18 protein-coding genes are annotated in these 18,101 nt (G+C 61.6%); 7 read left to right on the top strand and 11 right to left on the bottom strand.

Features of this window, described 5'->3' with window-relative positions; all coding sequences use genetic code 11:
* Positions 1 to 88: 88 nt before the first annotated feature.
* The 3 genes from ACMA5I_RS09990 to ACMA5I_RS09980 form a co-directional block, all read right to left on the bottom strand.
* A complete protein-coding gene (locus ACMA5I_RS09990; protein WP_525886123.1) occupies positions 89 to 337 on the bottom strand; it encodes a hypothetical protein in 249 nt (82 codons plus the stop codon).
* A 118-nt stretch (positions 338 to 455) separates the two neighbouring features.
* A complete protein-coding gene (locus tag ACMA5I_RS09985; RefSeq protein ID WP_525886122.1) occupies positions 456 to 1,889 on the bottom strand; it encodes an NAD(P)(+) transhydrogenase (Re/Si-specific) subunit beta in 1,434 nt (477 codons plus the stop codon).
* Between the two features lie 15 nt (positions 1,890 to 1,904).
* A complete protein-coding gene (locus ACMA5I_RS09980) occupies positions 1,905 to 3,476 on the bottom strand; it encodes a Re/Si-specific NAD(P)(+) transhydrogenase subunit alpha (protein ID WP_525886121.1) in 1,572 nt (523 codons plus the stop codon).
* Between the two features lie 175 nt (positions 3,477 to 3,651).
* On the opposite strand from ACMA5I_RS09980, the gene ACMA5I_RS09975 reads away from it, so the two are divergent.
* Genes ACMA5I_RS09975 through ygfZ form a run of 4 tightly spaced genes read left to right on the top strand, consistent with a single transcriptional unit; the run spans position 3,652 to position 10,250 of the window.
* On the top strand, positions 3,652 to 6,672 hold the full coding sequence (locus ACMA5I_RS09975) for a valine--tRNA ligase (RefSeq protein ID WP_525886120.1): 3,021 nt from the start codon (positions 3,652 to 3,654) through the stop codon (positions 6,670 to 6,672).
* A complete protein-coding gene (locus ACMA5I_RS09970) occupies positions 6,672 to 7,775 on the top strand; it encodes a pyridoxal phosphate-dependent aminotransferase (RefSeq protein ID WP_525886119.1) in 1,104 nt (367 codons plus the stop codon). The genes ACMA5I_RS09975 and ACMA5I_RS09970 overlap by 1 nt, the downstream gene beginning before the upstream one ends.
* Before the next feature lie 28 nt (positions 7,776 to 7,803).
* A complete protein-coding gene (locus ACMA5I_RS09965; RefSeq protein WP_525886118.1) occupies positions 7,804 to 9,501 on the top strand; it encodes an ABC transporter ATP-binding protein in 1,698 nt (565 codons plus the stop codon).
* Positions 9,498 to 10,250 (top strand): CAF17-like 4Fe-4S cluster assembly/insertion protein YgfZ, encoded by a 753-nt coding sequence (gene ygfZ, locus ACMA5I_RS09960; RefSeq protein WP_525886117.1) that lies wholly within the window; start codon positions 9,498 to 9,500, stop codon positions 10,248 to 10,250. The genes ACMA5I_RS09965 and ygfZ overlap by 4 nt, the downstream gene beginning before the upstream one ends.
* Here ygfZ and ACMA5I_RS09955 read toward each other — a convergent pair.
* The 3 genes from ACMA5I_RS09955 to efp all read right to left on the bottom strand — a co-directional run bounded on the left by ACMA5I_RS09955 (position 10,247) and on the right by efp (position 12,032).
* Complete coding sequence (locus ACMA5I_RS09955; RefSeq protein ID WP_525886116.1) at positions 10,247 to 10,495, bottom strand: excalibur calcium-binding domain-containing protein; 249 nt, start codon at positions 10,493 to 10,495, stop codon at positions 10,247 to 10,249. The two genes, ygfZ and ACMA5I_RS09955, sit on opposite strands and share 4 nt — an antisense overlap.
* A gap of 65 nt (positions 10,496 to 10,560) precedes the next feature.
* The gene (locus tag ACMA5I_RS09950; RefSeq protein ID WP_525886115.1) at positions 10,561 to 11,352 is read right to left on the bottom strand and encodes an inositol monophosphatase family protein; all 792 of its coding nucleotides are present in this window, start codon (positions 11,350 to 11,352) and stop codon (positions 10,561 to 10,563) included.
* A 116-nt stretch (positions 11,353 to 11,468) separates the two neighbouring features.
* Entirely contained in the window at positions 11,469 to 12,032 is a 564-nt protein-coding gene (gene efp / locus ACMA5I_RS09945) for an elongation factor P (RefSeq protein ID WP_525886114.1), read from the bottom strand.
* Between the two features lie 185 nt (positions 12,033 to 12,217).
* Here efp and ACMA5I_RS09940 point away from each other — a divergent pair, with 185 nt between their 5' ends.
* The gene (locus ACMA5I_RS09940; protein ID WP_525886113.1) at positions 12,218 to 12,544 is read left to right on the top strand and encodes a DUF6280 family protein; all 327 of its coding nucleotides are present in this window, start codon (positions 12,218 to 12,220) and stop codon (positions 12,542 to 12,544) included.
* Positions 12,545 to 12,665: 121 nt separating this feature from the next.
* A complete protein-coding gene (locus tag ACMA5I_RS09935; protein WP_525886112.1) occupies positions 12,666 to 13,388 on the top strand; it encodes a sterol desaturase family protein in 723 nt (240 codons plus the stop codon).
* A 15-nt stretch (positions 13,389 to 13,403) separates the two neighbouring features.
* Here ACMA5I_RS09935 and lepA read toward each other — a convergent pair whose 3' ends face one another.
* On the bottom strand, positions 13,404 to 15,206 hold the full coding sequence (gene lepA, locus ACMA5I_RS09930) for a translation elongation factor 4 (protein ID WP_525886111.1): 1,803 nt from the start codon (positions 15,204 to 15,206) through the stop codon (positions 13,404 to 13,406).
* A 138-nt stretch (positions 15,207 to 15,344) separates the two neighbouring features.
* Here lepA and ACMA5I_RS09925 point away from each other — a divergent pair, with 138 nt between their 5' ends.
* The gene (locus ACMA5I_RS09925; RefSeq protein WP_525886110.1) at positions 15,345 to 15,644 is read left to right on the top strand and encodes a hypothetical protein; all 300 of its coding nucleotides are present in this window, start codon (positions 15,345 to 15,347) and stop codon (positions 15,642 to 15,644) included.
* 57 nt (positions 15,645 to 15,701) lie between these two features.
* On the opposite strand, the gene ACMA5I_RS09920 is transcribed toward ACMA5I_RS09925, so the two are convergent.
* The 4 genes from ACMA5I_RS09920 to meaB all read right to left on the bottom strand — a co-directional run bounded on the left by ACMA5I_RS09920 (position 15,702) and on the right by meaB (position 18,064).
* Positions 15,702 to 16,196, bottom strand: coding sequence for a copper chaperone PCu(A)C (locus ACMA5I_RS09920; protein WP_525886109.1), 495 nt, complete (start codon positions 16,194 to 16,196; stop codon positions 15,702 to 15,704).
* 35 nt (positions 16,197 to 16,231) lie between these two features.
* Positions 16,232 to 16,531: a hypothetical protein gene (locus ACMA5I_RS09915; RefSeq protein WP_525886108.1), complete on the bottom strand. Its 300-nt coding sequence runs from the start codon at positions 16,529 to 16,531 to the stop codon at positions 16,232 to 16,234.
* A gap of 105 nt (positions 16,532 to 16,636) precedes the next feature.
* On the bottom strand, positions 16,637 to 16,939 hold the full coding sequence (rpmB, locus tag ACMA5I_RS09910; protein WP_525886107.1) for a 50S ribosomal protein L28: 303 nt from the start codon (positions 16,937 to 16,939) through the stop codon (positions 16,637 to 16,639).
* A 123-nt stretch (positions 16,940 to 17,062) separates the two neighbouring features.
* The gene (gene meaB / locus ACMA5I_RS09905; RefSeq protein ID WP_525886106.1) at positions 17,063 to 18,064 is read right to left on the bottom strand and encodes a methylmalonyl Co-A mutase-associated GTPase MeaB; all 1,002 of its coding nucleotides are present in this window, start codon (positions 18,062 to 18,064) and stop codon (positions 17,063 to 17,065) included.
* Positions 18,065 to 18,101: the final 37 nt, after the last annotated feature.

Genomic DNA, 18,101 nt, shown 5'->3' with positions numbered 1-18,101 from the left:
CATTAATCTTGGCCTAGCGCGTCGATCAATGCGTTTTCACCTAGCAAATCAATCAACGCGCTAAAGCCGATAACCTTCCGCCCTCCGATCAATCTACGCAGAGCGTGGGCGCGTTGCCGTTCTCCCACAAGGCGAAACAGCCGAAACGGGGAGTGACATCGGCGCAGGTGCCGCCGGTGCGATCCTCATTGGCTTCGCAGGCGGAGACGCAATCGGCGGAGCTGTCGCAGACCTGACCGGCATCAGGTGTCGGCATCAGGCATTGCTCGACCGGGGCCATGCCGAACCGGCCCCATGTGCCGCCCGCATCCACGCAAGCGCTTTCGGTTTCCGGCATGACAAAGCTCTCGGGGGGCGAGATCTCTGGCCCGGAGGGCGGCGGCGGTCCTTCCTCGGGCTCGCACGCCGCGAGCGCGAGGAGGAGGGCGGCCCCGCAAAAGCGGAGCCCCTTTTGCTTAAAGTTTCTGGAGAAGCGCATCGACACTCGCCTTTGCATCGCCGTAAAGCATCCGGGTGTTCTCTTTGTAAAAGAGCGGGTTCTCGATCCCCGAATAGCCGGTGCCCTGACCGCGTTTGGAGACGATGACATTCTTGGCCTCCCACACTTTGAGAACCGGCATCCCGGCAATCGGGGAGTTCGGATCTTCCTGCGCGGCAGGGTTCACAATGTCATTCGAGCCGATGACGATCACCACATCGGTGCTTTTGAAATCGTCATTGATCTCGTCCATCTCCAGCACGATGTCGTAAGGCACCTTCGCCTCGGCCAGAAGCACGTTCATATGGCCGGGCAGACGCCCCGCAACCGGGTGAATGGCGAAGCGCACATTCTTGCCCTGATCGCGCAGTTTCTTGGTGAGCTCGGACACCGAGTTCTGCGCCTGCGCCACCGCCATGCCGTAGCCGGGCACGATGATGACCTCATCGGCTTCGTTGAGCAGATCGGCCACACGGTCGCTGTCGGTCGGGACCATTTCGCCCTCGATCTCCGCCGCCGGGCCGGACGCGCCGCCAAAGCCGCCGAGGATCACCGAAACGAAGCTGCGGTTCATCGCCTTACACATGATGTAGGAGAGGATCGCACCCGAGGAGCCGACCAGCGCACCGACGACGATCAGAAGATCATTGCCGAGCGAGAAGCCGATCGCCGCCGCGGCCCAACCCGAATAGGAGTTGAGCATCGAGACGACCACGGGCATGTCCGCGCCGCCAATCCCCATGATGAGGTGATAGCCGATAAAGAGCGCCGCGAGCGTCATCAGCAGGAGCGGGAAGAAGCCGCCGGAGTTCATATACCAGATGAGGCAGAGGAGCGAGATCGCCGCCGCCGCTGCGTTCAGGATATGCCCGCCCGGAAGTTTCTTGGCCGCCGAGTCCACCTTGCCGGAGAGCTTGCCGTACGCAATGACCGAGCCGGTGAAGGTGATCGCCCCGATGAAGACGCCGAGGAACAGCTCCACTTGCAAGATGCTGATCTCCACCGGCTCTTTCTTGGCGATGAGCTGGCCGAAGGTTCCGAGATCCGCCGTCGCACCCGAGGCCACCGCCTCCGCCACATGGCCGATCATGAAATGCGCGTTAAAGCCCACAAAGACGGCGGCAAGGCCGACAAGGGCGTGCATCCCGGCGACAAGCTCGGGCATTTGCGTCATCTCGACGCTGGTGGCGAGTTTGTAGCCGATCACACCGCCGCCGGCGATGAGGATCAGAGAGACGACCCAAAGGCCGGAGCCCGGCCCCATGAGGGTGGCCACAACCGCCAGCGCCATGCCGACGATGCCATACCAGACCGCCCGTTTCGCGCTTTCCTGCCCCGAAAGACCGCCAAGCGAGAGGATGAAGAGAACTGCCGCGACGACGTAAGCCGCTGTCGTAAAACCGAAATCCATGATCTCTCCTCCGCCTTACGATTTCTGGAACATGGCGAGCATCCGCCGGGTGACAAGGAAACCGCCGAAGATGTTGATCCCGGCCATAAAGACCGACAACACCGCCAGCACGATCACGAGGAACGAGCCGGAGCCGATCTGCATCAGCGCGCCGAGGATGATGATCGACGAGATGGCGTTGGTCACGGCCATCAGCGGGGTGTGCAGCGAGTGGCTGACATTCCAGATCACCTGGAAGCCGACAAAGACCGACAGCACGAAGACGATGAAGTGCTGCATGAAGCTGGCCGGGGCCACGAGGCCGACCGCGAGGATCAGCACCGCGCCGACGGCGAGCAGGCCGATTTGCGTTTTCGTCTCTTTCTGGAAGGCCGCGACTTCCTGCGCGCGGCGCTCTTCCGGGGTCAGCTCTTTCGGCTTCTCCTTCGGTTTCTGCGCCGCGATTGCCTTGGTTTTCGGCGGGGGCGGCGGGAAGGTAATCTCGCCGCCATGGGCCACAGTCATGCCGCGGATCACGTCATCCTCCATGTCGATGACCGGGTTGCCGTCATTTTCCGGCGTCAGGTCATCCATCACATGGCGGATATTGCTGGCGTAAAGGTTGGAGGACTGCGTCGCCATCTGGCTCGGGAAATCGCTGTAACCGACGATTTTGACGCCGTTTTCCGTCTCGACGATCTCGCCTTCCTTGGTCAGCGTGCAGTTGCCGCCACGCTCGGCCGCAAGGTCCACGATCACGGAGCCGGGCTTCATCGCGTGAACCATATCCTCGGTCCACAGCTCCGGTGCCGGACGGCCCGGAATGAGCGCCGTGGTGATCACGATGTCCATTTCCGGCGCCAACTCGCGGAATTTCTCAAGCTGCTTTTCGCGGAACTCGGGCGAGGAGGGGGCCGCATAGCCGCCGGTCTCCGCGCCATCCGTCTGCGCTTCCTCGAAATCGAGATAGACGAATTCCGCGCCCATGGATTCAATCTGCTCGGCCACTTCCGGGCGCACATCGAAGGCGAACACCTGCGCGCCGAGGCTGGTCGCGGTACCGATGGCCGCAAGACCCGCGACGCCCGCACCGACCACGAGAACCTTCGCCGGGGGCACCTTGCCCGCCGCCGTGACCTGCCCGGTGAAGAACCGGCCAAACTGGTTGCCCGCCTCGATCACGGCCCGGTAGCCCGCGATATTGGCCATGGAGGACAGCGCGTCCATCTTCTGCGCGCGGGAGATCCGCGGCACCATATCCATCGCCAGCGTCGTCGCGCCGGTGTCGTTCAGCTTGGCCAGCAACTCTTCATTCTGGGCGGGCCAGATAAAGGAAATCAGCGTGTGCTTGTCGCTCAGGCGACCAATCTCGCTCTCCTCGGGCGCGCGCACCTTGGCAATAATATCGCTGTTCTGCCAAAGCGCGTCGGTGTCCAGAACCTCCGCACCGGCCTCGCGATATTTGTCATCGGAGAATCGCGCGCGCTCACCGGCACCCGCTTCCACCGCGACGTCATAGCCGAGTTTTTGCAATGTCTTAACGGAATCAGGCGTGATGGCGACCCTGTTCTCCCCGTCGATTAACTCTCTTGGCGCGCCAATTTTCATCCAGACTCTCCCTTTCCGCTGCAATCCGCACCTAACACTGACGATTTTTTTGTGCAGTGCAAGCTAGTTTGGGACATTTTCCGCTACGTTTACGTTAGCGTCACGAAATAATCTGTCGGGCTTTCCCTTCCCGCAGGGCCGCGCTACAACGGGCCAAGACCAATGGATGGGGCATATGGACAAGACCTTTGACGCGGCCCGTGAAGAGGCGCGCATTTCGGAAAAATGGGATCAATCAGGGGCTTTCAAGGCCGGAGCGGGTGCCAAAGAGGGCGCGGAGCCGTTCACCATCATGCTGCCGCCCCCCAATGTGACCGGCTCGCTCCATGTCGGCCACGCATATGACCACACGCTTCAGGATATTCTGACCCGCTGGCGGCGGATGCAGGGGCGCGACACGCTCTGGCAGCCGGGTCTCGACCATGCCGGGATCGCCACGCAAATGGTGGTGGAGCGCCAGCTTGCCGAGCGCGGTGAGCCGGGCCGGCGCGAGCTTGGCCGCGAGGCGTTCACCAAGAAAGTATGGGACTGGAAGGCGGAATCCGGCGGCACGATCCTGTCTCAAGCCCGCCGCCTGGGCGACAGTTTCGATATCTCACGCAACGCCTTCACCATGTCCGGCGCGCCCGGTGCGCCCGAAGGCGAGGACGGGAATTTCCACAACGCGGTGCTTCAGGTCTTTGTCGATCTTTACCACAAGGGCCTGATCTATCGCGGCAAGCGCCTCGTCAATTGGGACCCGCATTTCGAGACCGCGATCTCCGATCTGGAGGTCGAGAATATCGAAAAAGACGGTCATATGTGGCACTTCAAGTATCCGCTGCAAGATGGCGAAACTTATGAATATATCGAGAAGGATGAGGACGGGAACGTCACTTTGCGCGAAACCCGCGACTATATCTCGATTGCTACGACCCGCCCCGAAACCATGCTCGGCGATGGCGCGGTTGCGGTGCATCCGTCCGACGAGCGCTACGCCCCGATTGTCGGGAAACTTTGCGAAATTCCGGTCGGACCGAAGGCGCATCGCCGCCTGATCCCGATCATCACCGATGAGTATCCGGACCCCGATTTCGGCTCCGGTGCGGTGAAGATCACCGGCGCGCATGATTTCAACGACTACGCGGTCGCCAAGCGCAACAATATCCCGCTTTACAACCTCATGGACACCAAGGCCGCGATGCGCGCCGATGGGTTGAGTTACGACGAATCCGCAACGCTCGCGGGCCGGATCGCGCGCGGCGAGGAAACCCGCGACGACGTGACGGAGATTAACCTTGTCCCCGAAGAGCTGCGCGGCCTCGACCGCTATGAGGCCCGCAAAGCCGTGATCGACGCGATCACCGAAGAGGGCCTCGCGGTGACGACAGAGGATGAAGAGGGCAACCCCATCCCCTTGGTGGAAAACAAGAAAATCGTCCAACCTTTCGGCGACCGCTCCGGCGTCGTGATCGAGCCGTTCCTCACCGACCAATGGTTTGTGGACGCCGAGGAACTCGCGAAAAAACCCATCGAGGCGGTCCGCTCCGGCGAGATCAAGGTGATCCCGGAGGCGCAGGAAAAAATCTTCTTCCACTGGATGGAAAACATTGAGCCCTGGACGATCTCCCGCCAGCTTTGGTGGGGCCATCAGGTGCCGGTTTGGTATGGGCCTGCAATTGGCGAAGGCCGGTCTATCGAAGCTGACGGGATTGACGCTTTCGATAGCGTCGACGGTAAGGTTTTCTGCGCAGAGAGCTTCGATCAAGCGCTTTCGCAGGCTAGGGCGTACTACGGTGAAAAGGTAAAAATTTTCGAAGGCGCGAATGTCGAGTCTGACAATCCTCGCAGAGCGCAGGCTTTCCCGACGGTTGGTGGCGATCCGTCTAGCCGCGAGCTTCGTCATATCAGCCTAAAGCGCGATCCCGACGTGCTCGACACATGGTTTTCCTCCGGTCTCTGGCCCTTCGGCACTTTAGGATGGCCGGAGAACACGCCGGAATTGCAGAAATATTTTCCGAACAGCGTGCTGATTACCGGCTGGGATATTCTGTTCTTCTGGGTCGCGCGGATGATGATGCTTTCCTATGCTGTGACGGGCGAGAAGCCGTTTGACACGGTCTATCTGCATGGTCTCGTGCGCGACGGCAAAGGGCAGAAAATGTCCAAGTCGAAGGGCAATGTGATCGACCCGCTGACGGTGATTGACGAATACGGCGCCGATGCGCTGCGCTTCGCGCTGACCTCGATGGGGCGCGACTTGAAGCTTTCCAATGATCGCTTTGAAACCGCAAGGAATTTCGGCACCAAGCTTTGGAACGCTGCACGGTTTGCGCAGATGAATGAAGCGCGTCCGACGCCGGGTTTCGACCCGGCGAGCCCGACCGCGACGGCGAACAAATGGATCATTGGCGAGACCGCGCGGACGCGTCTGGCGCTTGACGAGGCTCTGGAGGCGTTCCGTTTTAACGAAGCGGCAAACATCCTTTACACGCATATCTGGAACAAGCTGTGCGACTGGTATGTCGAGCTGGCGAAACCGCTCTTCCAGTCGGGCGACGAGGCGGTGATTGCGGAGACGCGGGCGACCATGGCCTGGGCGCTCGATCAGTGTCTCAAGATGCTCCACCCGCTGATGCCCTTCATCACCGAAGCGATTTGGGAACAAACCGGCGACCGCGCTGCCATGCTGGCGCAGGCAGATTGGCCGGAGTTTGGCGCGGAACTGGTGGATGACGCGGCGGATAAGGAAATGGGCTGGGTCATTAACCTTATCGAGCAAATCCGCTCGGTCCGCGCGCAGATGCGGGTGCCTGCGGGTGCGAAAATTCCGTTGCTGACGCTGGAGTTGGACGCGGCTGGTCAAGCGGCGCTGGATCGTAACCGCCCGCTGATCGAACGCCTCGCGCGGCTCGAAAGCATCACCCCCGTCGAGAGCGCGCCGAAGGGCGCGGTGACGATTGCGGTTGGCGGCGGTTCGGTTTGTCTGCCGCTGGCCGATGTGATCGACGTGGCCGCTGAAGAGGCGCGTCTGGAGAAATCCGTCGCGAAACTCGACAAGGAAATCAAAGGCCTGTCGTCAAAACTTAGCAATGAAAAATTCCTTGAAAAAGCGCCCGAAGAGGTGGTGCAGGATCAGCGCGACCGTCTGGCCGAGGTCGAGGAAGAAGCCGCCAATCTGCGCGGCGCATTGGCGCGGGTGAAGGAGATGGCGTGATGGCCCGATTAACCAAACTCATCCGCGAGATGCCCGCCACGGTGCCCTTCGTCGGCCCCGAGGTGATCGAACGCGAGCGCGGGCGCAAATTCCGCGCCCGGCTCGGCGCGAATGAGAGTGGTTTCGGGCCGTCGCCCAAAGTGATCGAGGCGATGCGCGCGGCCGATGCCGAGGTCTGGAAATATCCCGATAGCGGCTCGTCGGAACTGCGCGAGGCGCTCGCCGCGCATCACGGCGTCGAACCTGAAAATATCGTTGTGGGCGCTGGAATTGACGGGCTTTTCTCGACCCTCGCGGCGCTGATGATCGACGAGGGCACCCCGGTCGTGACCTCTGAGGGCGCGTATCCGACCTTCAATTTCTCGATCAATGGCCGGGGCGGGGCGCTCCATAAAGTCCCTTATGTCAATGACATGGAGGACCCTGCGAGCCTTGTCGCGAAGGCGCGGGAGGTCGATGCGGCGCTTGTTTACCTTGCCAACCCGGACAACCCAATGGGTGGGATGCACGGCCCGGATGTCGTCGCGCGAATGGTGAATGAGTTGCCCGAGGGCGCGCTGCTGCTGCTCGATGAGGCCTATGCCGAGCTTGCGCCGAAAGACATGCTGCCGAAGATCGACGCGAATGATCCGCGCGTGATCCGGATGCGCACCTTTTCAAAGGCTTACGGCATGGCGGGCGCACGGGTTGGCTATGCCATCGGCGCGCCGGAGCTGATCGCTGAGTTCGAAAAAGTCCGCAATCATTTCGGCATGAACCGCTCCGCGCTGATCGGCGCGCAGGCGGCGCTGGCCGATCAGGGCTGGCTGACCCATATCCGCACGGAGGTGCGTAGCGCGCGGGATCGCATCACCGAAATCGCGCGAAGAAACGGGCTCAACGCCTTGCCAAGCCACACGAATTTCGTGGCCATCGAGGTCGGATCGCCAGAGCGGGCGAAGGCGATCATCACGGAACTGGCGGCGCGCGACATCTTCATCCGGATGCCCTTTGCGGCGCCACAGAACCGCTGCATCCGCGTCTCGGTCGGCCCGCGTGAGGAGCTGGACCTCTTCGCCGAGGCGCTGCCCGAGGTTTTGAAAGCGACCGATGACCTCGGCTGAGCTTTATCGGCGCCTATGGCGCGACTGGATGGCCCCGAAAAGAAAGGGTTTTCTGATCGTGGGCGTGGTGATGGTCCTCGCCGCCATCGGCTCCGCGTTTTACGCGAAATTCATCGAATGGATCATCGCCGCCTTCGAGGAACGTTCGGACAGCGTCATCTGGTGGGGTCCGCTCGGGGTCATCGCGCTGACGAGTTTTAACGGCGTTTTCGGCTACTTACAGACGACGCGGACCAACAAATTGCTCGCCGGCATCCAGGTCGACATGCAGGAAAAGCTGTTCGACACGCTGGTCACGGCGGATCTCGCACGGCTCCAAAGCGAGCCGCCGGCGGCACTGGCGACGCGATTCAGCACCGATATCGACCTGATCCGCACGGCCATGCGGCGCGGATTCGAGGCGATCCGGGCGCTGCTGGTCCTGATTTCGACCTTCATCGTGATGCTCACGATCGACTGGTCGTTAACCTTGGCGCTGATTTTCATCTTCGGCCTCGCGGTCTTTCCGGTCAATAAAATCGGGGCGCGGGTCCGGGTGATCTCCCGCGAGACGCAGGCCGACATCGCCAGTATGGCGGCAAATATTAACGAAGGTCTGAGCGGGATCCGCATGGTGCGCACCTACCAGCTTGAGGACCATCTGCGGCGCGAGGCAAACGGCCTGTTCGCGCGGCTCTACAAGCTCCGCGTCAAGCTCGTCGAATGGCAGGCGCGGACCTCGCCGCTCATGGAAATCCTCGTCGGCATCGCCATCGGCGTGCTTCTGTTGCTGGTCAGTTGGCGGCTCAACCGCGAGACGATCACGCTGGCGCAATTCATGGGCCTGCTGACCGGTCTCGGCGTCGCGGCCAGTCCGGCGCGGCAATTGGGGCAGGCTTATGCGACCGCGCTGCAAGGGCAGGCGGCGCTGGAGCGGGTCTTCGATCTTTACGATGCGCCGAACCATATTCGCTCGGGGGATCAACGGGTTGAGAATACCGAGGGGGCGATCCGGTTCGAGGATGTGGGCTTTACCTATCCCGGCGGGGGTGAGGCGTTGAAAGATTTTGACCTTTCGATAGACGCCGGGCAAAAGGTCGCTTTCGTCGGCCGGTCCGGGGCGGGAAAGTCCACCGTTTTCAATCTATTGCCACGGCTTTTTGATGCGAGCGAAGGGCGCGTGTTGCTTGATGGTCGCGACATTACGACGCTCGATTTGGGCGATCTGCGGCGGCAGATTTCCGTGGTCAGTCAGGACTCGGTGCTGCTGACCGGGACCGTTGCGGAGAATATCGGCTTTGGCCGCCCCGAAGCGAGTCGCGAGGCGATCATCACGGCGGCTAAGGACGCAGCGGCCCATGATTTCATTGAGAAATTGCCGCAGGGCTATGACACGCCGATCACCGGCGCGCATCAGTTTTCGGGCGGTGAGCGGCAGCGGCTCTCCATTGCGCGGGCGATGCTGCGGGACGCGCCGATCCTGCTCCTTGATGAGCCGACCTCGGCCCTTGATGCGCAGAGCGAAGCGGCGATCCGCGAGGCGCTGGACCGGCTCGCCAAGGGCCGCACGACGCTGGTGATCGCGCACCGGCTCGCCACGATTCTCGACGCCGATCTGATCGTGGTAATGGAGGCCGGGCGCATCGTCGAGACCGGCACTCATGCGGCGCTTTTGGAAAACGACGGCGCTTATGCGGAGCTTTACAACTTGCAGTTCAGCGGGGCGGAGCCCATGTCAGTCTCATGAAAACAGTTGCGAACCGTGCCATCCTGCGCGTCTCCGGCCCGGAGGCCCGCGATTTCCTTCAGGGGCTTGTCAGCAATGACATGCGCAAGCTCGATCAAGGGGCGGTCTATGCCGCGTTGCTGACGCCTCAGGGGAAGTATCTCTTTGATTTCCTTCTCTATCCGGACGGCGACGACATCCTGATTGACGTTGCCAGCGACCGGGCGGCGAGCCTCGCGCAGCGGCTCTCCATGTACAAACTGCGCCGCAAGGTGGAGGTCGCGCCAACCGATTTGGCGGTGGCCTGGGGGGAGGGCGACGCGCCCGAAGGGACCTTCGCCGATCCGCGCGATCCGGCGCTTGGCTGGCGTCAGCCGGTCGAAGCCGCGGGCGAGGCGGTGGACCTGGCGGACCGCTTTGTGGCGAACACCGTACCGCAAAGCGGTGTCGAGCTCATCCCGGATGACAGCTATATTCTGGAGATGGGGTTTGAGCGGCTGAACGGCGTCGATTTTCGCAAGGGCTGCTATGTCGGGCAGGAGGTGACCGCCCGGATGAAGCACAAGACCGAGCTCAAAAAAGGGCTCGTGCCCGTTGCGATTGAGGGCGAGGCCGCGCCTGGCACCCCGATCATGGCGGGGGAGAAAGAGGCGGGGCGGCTTGGGGCCGTCCATGGCGATAAGGCCTTGGCTTATCTGCGGTTTGACCGCGCCAAGGGGAAGTTGCGCGCCGGTGAGGCGACGGTGATCTGGGACGGCACCAAGCCTTAATCGCAGCGCCGGGTTCCGCAGATGGACTCGCAGGGGATGCCGTCATTGTCGCCGTCGCGCGCCGTGTCGCCGCAGACCGTCAGCTTATAGCAAGCTTCGTCGCAGGACCGCATTTGCCCGCAGGTTTTGCGTCTACAATCATAGGTTTGCGCGAGCAGCAGGCCGTCCAGATCGACACGCGGTGTCATATCGCTTTGCGCAAAACCCGCGCTGGCCAGCATAAAAAATCCGAGAAAAAAACGCATAAAAAAACCTCCGTGCCAAAAGCTTAGCATGGAGGTTTCGTTTGTTAACTTATTTTAATAAGACGTTACGTCTCGCGCAGGATTTCCGCGAATTTCGGAAAGACTTCGAAATTGGAGGCGATGATGGAGTCCGATCCGACGGGGTTGCTGCCGGGCTCGAACCCTTCGCAAAAGCCGCCCGCTTCCTTGACCAGAAGCACGCCGGCGGCGATGTCCCAATCGTTGATGGTGCGCTCCCAATAGCCGTCATAGCGGCCCGCGGCGACATAGGCGAGGTCGAGCGCGGCGGAGCCGAAACGGCGGATCCCGGCGGTCATCGGGGTGATGCGGGTGATGTCTTTCATGGTCGCCGACAGGCCCTTGCGGCCGCCGAAAGGCACGCCGGTCGCGAAGATCATTTCGTCCATATGCACCCGGCCCGACACGCGGATGCGGCGGTCGTTCACATAGGCGCCGGAGCCTTTTTCGGCGGTGAACATCTCGTCCTTGGCCGGATCGTAGACCACGGCGGAGACGATCTCGCCCTTATGCTCCAGCGCGATCGAGACCGCCCAATGGGGCAGGCCATGCAGGAAATTCGTGGTCCCGTCGAGCGGATCGACGATCCAGCGGCGCGTCGGGTCCGCACCTTCGACAGGCGCGCTTTCCTCGCCCACCCAGCCATAATTGGGACGCGTTTCCATCAGCAATTCGCGGATGATCTTCTCGGCATTCATATCGGCCTTCGAGACGAAATCGCCCGGCCCCTTGCGGGAGACCTGAAGCTGTTCCACCTCGTTGAAATCATGAATGAGGCTGCGGGCGGCCCGCCGCGCGGCTTTGATCATGAGATTGAGATTGGCCGATGCTTGCGCCATGGTGCGTTCCTTGTAATGCAAGTGCGGCTTATCGCCGAAGGGGCGGGGCAGATCAAGGGGCCAGATGCGCCCAAAAGAAAAAGGCGCGGGCTGTGCCGCGCCTCCTTTCGCCGGGCTTAGGCCCGTTCCACATATTCAAAGGTTTCCGTCGCGACGATGATCGCCTCGCCTTCACCGACGAAGGGGGGCACCATGACGCGCATCCCGTTGTCGAGCACGGCGGGTTTGAAGCTGTTCGCCGCCGTCTGGCCCTTCACCACCGGCTCGGTTTCCTCAATCGTGCAGGTCACTTTCTCGGGGAGCTGCATGGAGAGCGCCTCGGTGTCGTAATATTCGACCTGCACGGTCATGCCGTCCTGCAGGAAGGGGCGGCGCTCGCCAAGGATGTCCGCGGGCAGTTCGATCTGCTCAAAGGTTTCCTGATCCATAAAGACCAGCATCCCGTCATTCTCGTAAAGGAATTGCTGATCCTTCTGCTCCAGACGCACGCGCTCGACTTTATCCGCCGAGCGGAACCGTTCGTTGAGCTTCGAGCCGTTGCGCAGGTTCTTCATCTCGACCTGCGCGAAGGCGCCGCCTTTGCCGGGCTTCACGTGATTGACCTTGACGGCGACCCAAAGTCCGCCATCATGCTCAAGAATATTGCCGGGGCGGATCTCGTTCCCGTTAATTTTAGGCATATTGCACTCCTGAAACGCGTTTGCCTCCCTATAGAGGCGGCGCTGGAGCCATGCAAGTGGGGTGAACGGTTAGCTATGCGTTTCACGCATGGCACCCATACGATATTTGCAATTCTAAAACTGTTACGAAAGCGTCATATTGCGCTGGAACGAGAATATTACCCAATAGTTAAGGAGATTGCGCGATGTTCGATGACATCGATCAGACCGCATTTTCCAACGAGCAGGGTCAGCGGTCGCAGAAACTCTTTGCCGCCGTGGTCCTTGCAGCGCTGGACGATGCAATTGCAGACGACAAGAAATATGGCAACGGCGAAGAAGTGATCGCCCGCTGGGCCCGCTCGCGCGATGGCCGCGAAGTGCTGACCTGCGCCGGGATCGAGCCGAATGAGCGGACCGTGAAGGGCATGGTCGAATTCGTGTCCCGCGGCGTGCGCACCTCGGTCGCGCTCTCCCGCGAAGAAAGCGAGCGCCGTGCGGAAGCCGAAGCCGCGGCGGAAGAAGCTGCGTAAGCGGTTCGGAAGCCTGAGAGACACATAAACCCCGCTTCGGCGGGGTTTTTTATTGCCGTGACCTTGGGTTCATATTTGAGTGCGCCGCGCGCTGCGTTAGCCTCACCGCAGGGAGTGCTTTATGAACCGTTTGCGCCTTCTTCTGTCTCATCCGCCGCTTCAGGGCGTTGTGCTGGCGATCTGTCTCGGCCTCTGGCTCACGGCGCAGGGTCCAGCGGCGGTGTGGTTGCTCGCATTGCTCGGCATCCCGCTGCAAATGCTCAATGAATACAACCTCCACCGCTTCATTTTCCACCTGCCGCCGCCAAAGCGGCAATGGGCGTTCAACCTGCTCTACCGCGCCCATTACGGGCATCATGATTTCCCGACCAACCGCGAGTTGTTTTTCGTGCCGGGCTTCATCGTGTTTCCGGTGATGGCGCTGAATTTTCTCTGGGTTTGGACGCTTCTGGCGGTTCTCAACCTGCCTTGGGCGGTGCCGGGCGCGGCGGCGCTGGTGCTGGTCGGCGGGAGCCTGACCTTTCTTGCCTATGAGTGGTTTCACGCGACCGCGCATCTGCCGGTGCCGAAAACTGCCGTTGAGCGCCATGTGACGACGCTCCACAATCAGCACCATTTTCGCGATTTCTCGAAATGGTTCCATGTCACCGCAGGCGGCGCGGTGATCGACCGCGCCATGGGCACCGCCATCGACCGCGACGCGCTCAAAGGCCAGCAGCGGATGGAGTTTATCCGCACATTGGGGCTTCAGCCGGATGATCCAAGACTGGTCGCGGCGCGGACGCGATATGCCGGAAAATATGGTTTGACCGAGGAAGAGATCACGCGCGCCGCGAAAACCTAAGCGGCGCGCGTCGCCTCAATCATCCATCTTCAGCGCATTGATAAATGCTTCCTGCGGGATCTCGACTTTCCCGAACTGGCGCATCTTCTTCTTCCCCGCTTTCTGCTTGTCGAGCAGCTTGCGTTTCCGGCTGACATCGCCGCCATAGCATTTCGCGGTCACGTCCTTGCGCAGCGCCGAGATGGTTTCGCGGGCGATGATCCGGCCGCCAATCGCCGCCTGGATCGGGATTTTGAACATATGCTGGGGGATCAGCTCTTTGAGCTTCTCGCACATGGCGCGGCCGCGGGCTTCGGCGCGGGCGCGGTGGACCATGGTGGAGAGCGCGTCGACCGGTTCGTCATTCACCAGAATCTGCATTTTCACGAGCTGATCCTCGGCATAGCCGATCATCTCATAGTCGAAGCTGGCATAGCCGCGCGTGACCGATTTCAGCCGGTCGTAAAAGTCGAACACCACCTCGTTGAGCGGCAGATCATAGACCGCCATGGCGCGGGCGCCGACATAGGTGAGATCGAGCTGGATGCCGCGCCGGTCCTGACAGAGTTTCAGTACATCGCCCAGATATTCATCCGGCACGAGAATGGTCGCCTTGATGCGCGGCTCCTCGATATGGTCGATATAGACGGGGTCGGGCATGTCGGCGGGGTTGTGCAGCTCGATCATCGTGCCGTCAGTCTTGTAGATATGGTAGATCACCGAGGGCGCGGTGGTGATCAGGTCAATGTCATATTCGCGTTCCAGACGGTCGCGGATGACTTCGAGATGGAGAAGCCCAAGGAACCCGCAGCGGAAGCCGAAGCCGAGCGCGGCGGAGGTTTCCATCTCATAGGTGAAGCTGGCATCGTTGAGCGCGAGTTTCTCGATGGCGTCGCGCATATTCTCGAACTCGGATGTGTCCACCGGGAAGAGGCCGCAGAACACCACCGGGATCGAGGGTTTGAAGCCCGGCAGCGGTGTCGTGGTGCCGTGTTTTTCGAGTGTGATCGTGTCGCCGACGCGGGTGTCGCGGACCTGTTTGATCGAGGCGGTCAGGAACCCCATTTCGCCCGGCCCGAGGCTGTCCACCTGCACCATGGCGGGTTTGAACACGCCCACCTGGTCAATCTGATAGGTGCCGCCGGTTTTCATCATGCGGATGCGCTGGCCCTTTTTCATCACCCCGTCGATGATGCGCACCAGCACGACGACGCCGAGATAGGGATCGTAGCGGCTGTCCACCAGCATCGCTTTGAGCGGGGCCGACGCATCGCCGCCATGGGGCGGGGGCAGACGCTTGACGATGGCCTCCAGCACCTCGGGGATGCCGACACCGGTTTTGGCGGAGATCATCAGCGCGTCCGAGGCGTCGATGCCGATCACATCCTCGATCTGCTCTTTCACCCGGTCGGGCTCCGCGGCGGGCAGATCGACCTTGTTCAGCACCGGGACGATCTCGTGATCCGCCTCGATCGCCGTATAAACATTGGCGAGCGTCTGCGCCTCGACGCCCTGCGCCGCATCGACCACCAGAAGCGAGCCCTCGACGGCCTTCATCGAGCGGCTGACCTCATAGGCGAAGTCCACATGGCCGGGCGTGTCGATCAGGTTCAGCACATAGGTGTGGCCGTCCGACGCCGGATATTCGATCCGCACCGTGTTGGCCTTGATCGTGATGCCGCGCTCGCGCTCGATATCCATCGAGTCGAGGATCTGGTCCTTCATATCCCGCTCGGACAGCGTGCCGGTGAGCTGGATCAGACGGTCGGCGAGGGTGCTTTTCCCGTGGTCAATATGGGCGACAATGGAAAAGTTACGAATATGGGCTAGATCGGTCATAAAGGCGCTTATGAGGGCGCGTGAGAGGCCCGTCAAGCGGGGGAAATTGCCGGGGCCGCAGATCGTGACTTGCAAGGGCGATTCCCGCACGGCAAACTGGGGCAAAACAAGAGCAGTGGCTAAAGAATGAGGGCAGTTATGACTATCAAAACGAAGATTGGGGCGCTTGTCGTCACCGCCGCCGCGCTGTCGGCTTGCGGGGTTGGCGGCTCGACCACGGTGACGAAGAGCTGCATGGGTTCCTCGCGCAGTCCGGGCGGGTCCGCCTGTTCCTGCGCGCAGCAGGTGGCCAACCAGTATCTGAGCGGGTCGGATCAGGCGAAACTCGCCAAGATGGTGAACGAGCCGGATCTCTACCTGCGCTATAAGGAGCGGGATCGCGGCTTTATCAATCGCCTCAGCAACTACGCCGAGGCCGCCGAAGCCTATTGCGGCTAAGGGCTTAGATAGACACGAAAAACCCCGCCTTGTGAGCGGGGTTTTCTTTTGGCCGGGTTACTGCTCGTTGGCGACTTCGGGCTGATGATCCATGTTTTCATGGTCCATTTCTTCGCCCGCATCCTCGGGCATCCGGGCGTTATCGACGGTCACATCGACGGTCATTTCCCCTGCCGTTTCAAAGATCAGCGTGAGCGGGAAGGTCTGGCCGTCCTCAAGGCCCGTGACGCCGAACATCATGATGTGATCTCCGCCGCGCTCCAGCGCATGCTCGCCCTCCGCCGGGATCACCGCGCCATCTTCGAGCGGGCGCATCCGGGCAATGCCGTCCTCCATAATCGTCGTGTGCAACTCGGCGGAACCCGCGACATCGGTGGTCGCGCCGATCAGCCGGTCATCGGTGTCGGTGTGATTCTCAATGACCATATAAGCCGCGCCGGTCGGGGCAGGGCCGCCCGAACGGGCATAGGCATCGACAATCGCCAGCCCGTCATGGGCAAAAGCGGGCAGGGCGATAGTGGCGGCAAGGGCCGCGAAAAGAGTGGTTTTCATGATTTTTCCTCTGATTTGAACTGCGTTTTGTAGACTCACGCAGACAGAGGCGGCTCCCGCGCTCGGAATCGTTTCGGCAGGATCGGCGCGGCACTGGCGCGCGCCACCTGCGGCGCGACAAAATCCAGCTCCACCCAGACCGCATCCGCCTCAGGCGTCTCGCCCGCGACGAAATTTGCCAGACAGCACTCATGATGATGCGCGCTCGGCGGCGCATTCGGATCGGGGATCTGTTTCGTCTCACCGCCCGCGCAAATCGTGATCATCCGCGCGGGACCGGGAACGGTCGCCGCCGAGAAACTGACGATCAGCAGAAGGGCAATGAGACGCAACATCGGGCGGACTATAGGGCGCAGATGTTTAAGGAAAAAGTCACAAAACCGCGCCAGACACAAAAAACCCCGCCGAGGCGGGGCTTTCATCAATGCTGTCGAGCCAGATCAGGCTTCGAGCGCAGCCGCTTCGTCCGAGGACTTGGCGATCAGCTTTTTCACTTTCAGCGCGTTCGGCGAAAGCTGGGTGTCTTTGGCTTTCTGAAGGAACGCGTCCAGGCCGCCGCGGTGATCCACGGTGCGCAGCGCTGCCGCCGAGATGCGGAACTTGAAGTTGCGGCCGAGTTTCTCCGAGGTCAGCGTCACGTCGTTGAGGTTCGGGAGGAACCGACGACGGGTTTTGTTGTTGGCGTGGCTGACATTGTTCCCGGTCTGCACAGCCTTGCCGGTGAATTCACATACGCGAGACATGGGACTGTCCTATCTTTCTATTAGCGTCATTGAGCGTGGCGCCGGCCAAAGCCCTGCGCGAAAACTTGAAGCGCGTCTATACGTCCGCCTTGGGCTGCCGTCAAGCCTTTGGGTGGGGTATTTTTAACGCTTGGGGGCAAAAACACTCTCGATAAGCTGCGCCGCCGCGTCGTCGGGGGCAATCTCGCCTGCGGCGGTCTGATTGGCAAGGGTTTCGAGCCGTGTGCGCGCCGCCTCATCGGCCGTCAGCCGCGCCATCAGACCCGCCTCAACCTCCTGCCGGAACCAGTGCCGCGCCTGCTCGCGCCGCCGGGCCTCGAAATGGCCCGACTCGCGGCGCCAATTGGTGAGCGCCTGCATCTCGTCCCAAAGCGTATCCAGCCCGGTGTTTTCATAGGCCGAAATCGCGACCGCCTTGGGGAAATCCTCCGGGTCATAGCTGCGCTTGCGCAAGAGCCGGAGCGCGCCGGAGTAATCCGCCCGCGTGCGCTCGGCCTGCCGCTTCATCTCGCCATCCGCCTTGTTGATGCAGATGATATCCGCCGTCTCCATGATCCCGCGCTTGACCCCCTGCAACTCGTCGCCGCCCGCAGGGGCGAGCAGCAGCAGGAAGAGATCGGTCATATCCGCGACCATTGTTTCCGACTGGCCGACGCCGACCGTCTCGACAATGATCACGTCGTAACCCGCGCCCTCACAGAGCAAAATCGCCTCCCGCGTGCGCCGGGCGACGCCGCCAAGGGTGGAGCGGCTCGGGGAGGGGCGGATGAACGCATCGGGATGGCGCGAGAGGGTCTCCATCCGCGTCTTGTCCCCCAAAATCGAGCCGCCGGAGCGGGCCGAGGACGGGTCCACCGCCAGCACGGCGACTTTCAGACCCATTTCGATCAGCATATTGCCAAACGCTTCGGTGAAGGTGGATTTGCCGACCCCCGGCGTGCCCGAAAGGCCGACCCGCAAACTCGACCGCTCCGCCGCCATCACCTCCCGCAAAAGCGCCCGCGCCGCCTCGCGATCATCGGCCCGCGTCGATTCCACCAGCGTGATCGCCCGCGAGAGCGCACGGCGCTGGCCCGCCAGCAAATCAGCGGCAAGGGTGGCAGGGTCGGGAAGCGTGCGGCTCAAATCATCCTCACATTAGAGTCAGCCTTGATATTGCGCC

The sequence above is a fragment of the Jujubicoccus corallicola genome, assembly GCF_047345645.1.
GTDB lineage: Bacteria > Pseudomonadota > Alphaproteobacteria > Rhodobacterales > Rhodobacteraceae > JBLEFH01.
Note: the sequence above shows the minus strand (reverse complement) of the source record. Positions and strands in the feature narration are given on the sequence as shown.

What these genes read in the sequence shown, in the direction of transcription:
- ACMA5I_RS09970 (WP_525886119.1), top strand. Translation starts at nt 6,672, where the DNA reads ATGGCCCGATTAACCAAACTCATCCGCGAGATGCCCGCCACGGTGCCC.
- ACMA5I_RS09915 (WP_525886108.1), bottom strand. Translation starts at nt 16,531, where the DNA reads ATGTTGCGTCTCATTGCCCTTCTGCTGATCGTCAGTTTCTCGGCGGCG.
- efp (WP_525886114.1), bottom strand. Translation starts at nt 12,032, where the DNA reads ATGCCTAAAATTAACGGGAACGAGATCCGCCCCGGCAATATTCTTGAG.
- ACMA5I_RS09965 (WP_525886118.1), top strand. Translation starts at nt 7,804, where the DNA reads ATGGCCCCGAAAAGAAAGGGTTTTCTGATCGTGGGCGTGGTGATGGTC.
- ACMA5I_RS09980 (WP_525886121.1), bottom strand. Translation starts at nt 3,476, where the DNA reads ATGAAAATTGGCGCGCCAAGAGAGTTAATCGACGGGGAGAACAGGGTC.
- ygfZ (WP_525886117.1), top strand. Translation starts at nt 9,498, where the DNA reads ATGAAAACAGTTGCGAACCGTGCCATCCTGCGCGTCTCCGGCCCGGAG.
- ACMA5I_RS09955 (WP_525886116.1), bottom strand. Translation starts at nt 10,495, where the DNA reads ATGCGTTTTTTTCTCGGATTTTTTATGCTGGCCAGCGCGGGTTTTGCG.
- ACMA5I_RS09935 (WP_525886112.1), top strand. Translation starts at nt 12,666, where the DNA reads ATGAACCGTTTGCGCCTTCTTCTGTCTCATCCGCCGCTTCAGGGCGTT.
- ACMA5I_RS09920 (WP_525886109.1), bottom strand. Translation starts at nt 16,196, where the DNA reads ATGAAAACCACTCTTTTCGCGGCCCTTGCCGCCACTATCGCCCTGCCC.
- ACMA5I_RS09990 (WP_525886123.1), bottom strand. Translation starts at nt 337, where the DNA reads ATGCCGGAAACCGAAAGCGCTTGCGTGGATGCGGGCGGCACATGGGGC.
- ACMA5I_RS09950 (WP_525886115.1), bottom strand. Translation starts at nt 11,352, where the DNA reads ATGGCGCAAGCATCGGCCAATCTCAATCTCATGATCAAAGCCGCGCGG.
- rpmB (WP_525886107.1), bottom strand. Translation starts at nt 16,939, where the DNA reads ATGTCTCGCGTATGTGAATTCACCGGCAAGGCTGTGCAGACCGGGAAC.
- ACMA5I_RS09975 (WP_525886120.1), top strand. Translation starts at nt 3,652, where the DNA reads ATGGACAAGACCTTTGACGCGGCCCGTGAAGAGGCGCGCATTTCGGAA.
- lepA (WP_525886111.1), bottom strand. Translation starts at nt 15,206, where the DNA reads ATGACCGATCTAGCCCATATTCGTAACTTTTCCATTGTCGCCCATATT.
- ACMA5I_RS09940 (WP_525886113.1), top strand. Translation starts at nt 12,218, where the DNA reads ATGTTCGATGACATCGATCAGACCGCATTTTCCAACGAGCAGGGTCAG.
- ACMA5I_RS09925 (WP_525886110.1), top strand. Translation starts at nt 15,345, where the DNA reads ATGACTATCAAAACGAAGATTGGGGCGCTTGTCGTCACCGCCGCCGCG.
- ACMA5I_RS09985 (WP_525886122.1), bottom strand. Translation starts at nt 1,889, where the DNA reads ATGGATTTCGGTTTTACGACAGCGGCTTACGTCGTCGCGGCAGTTCTC.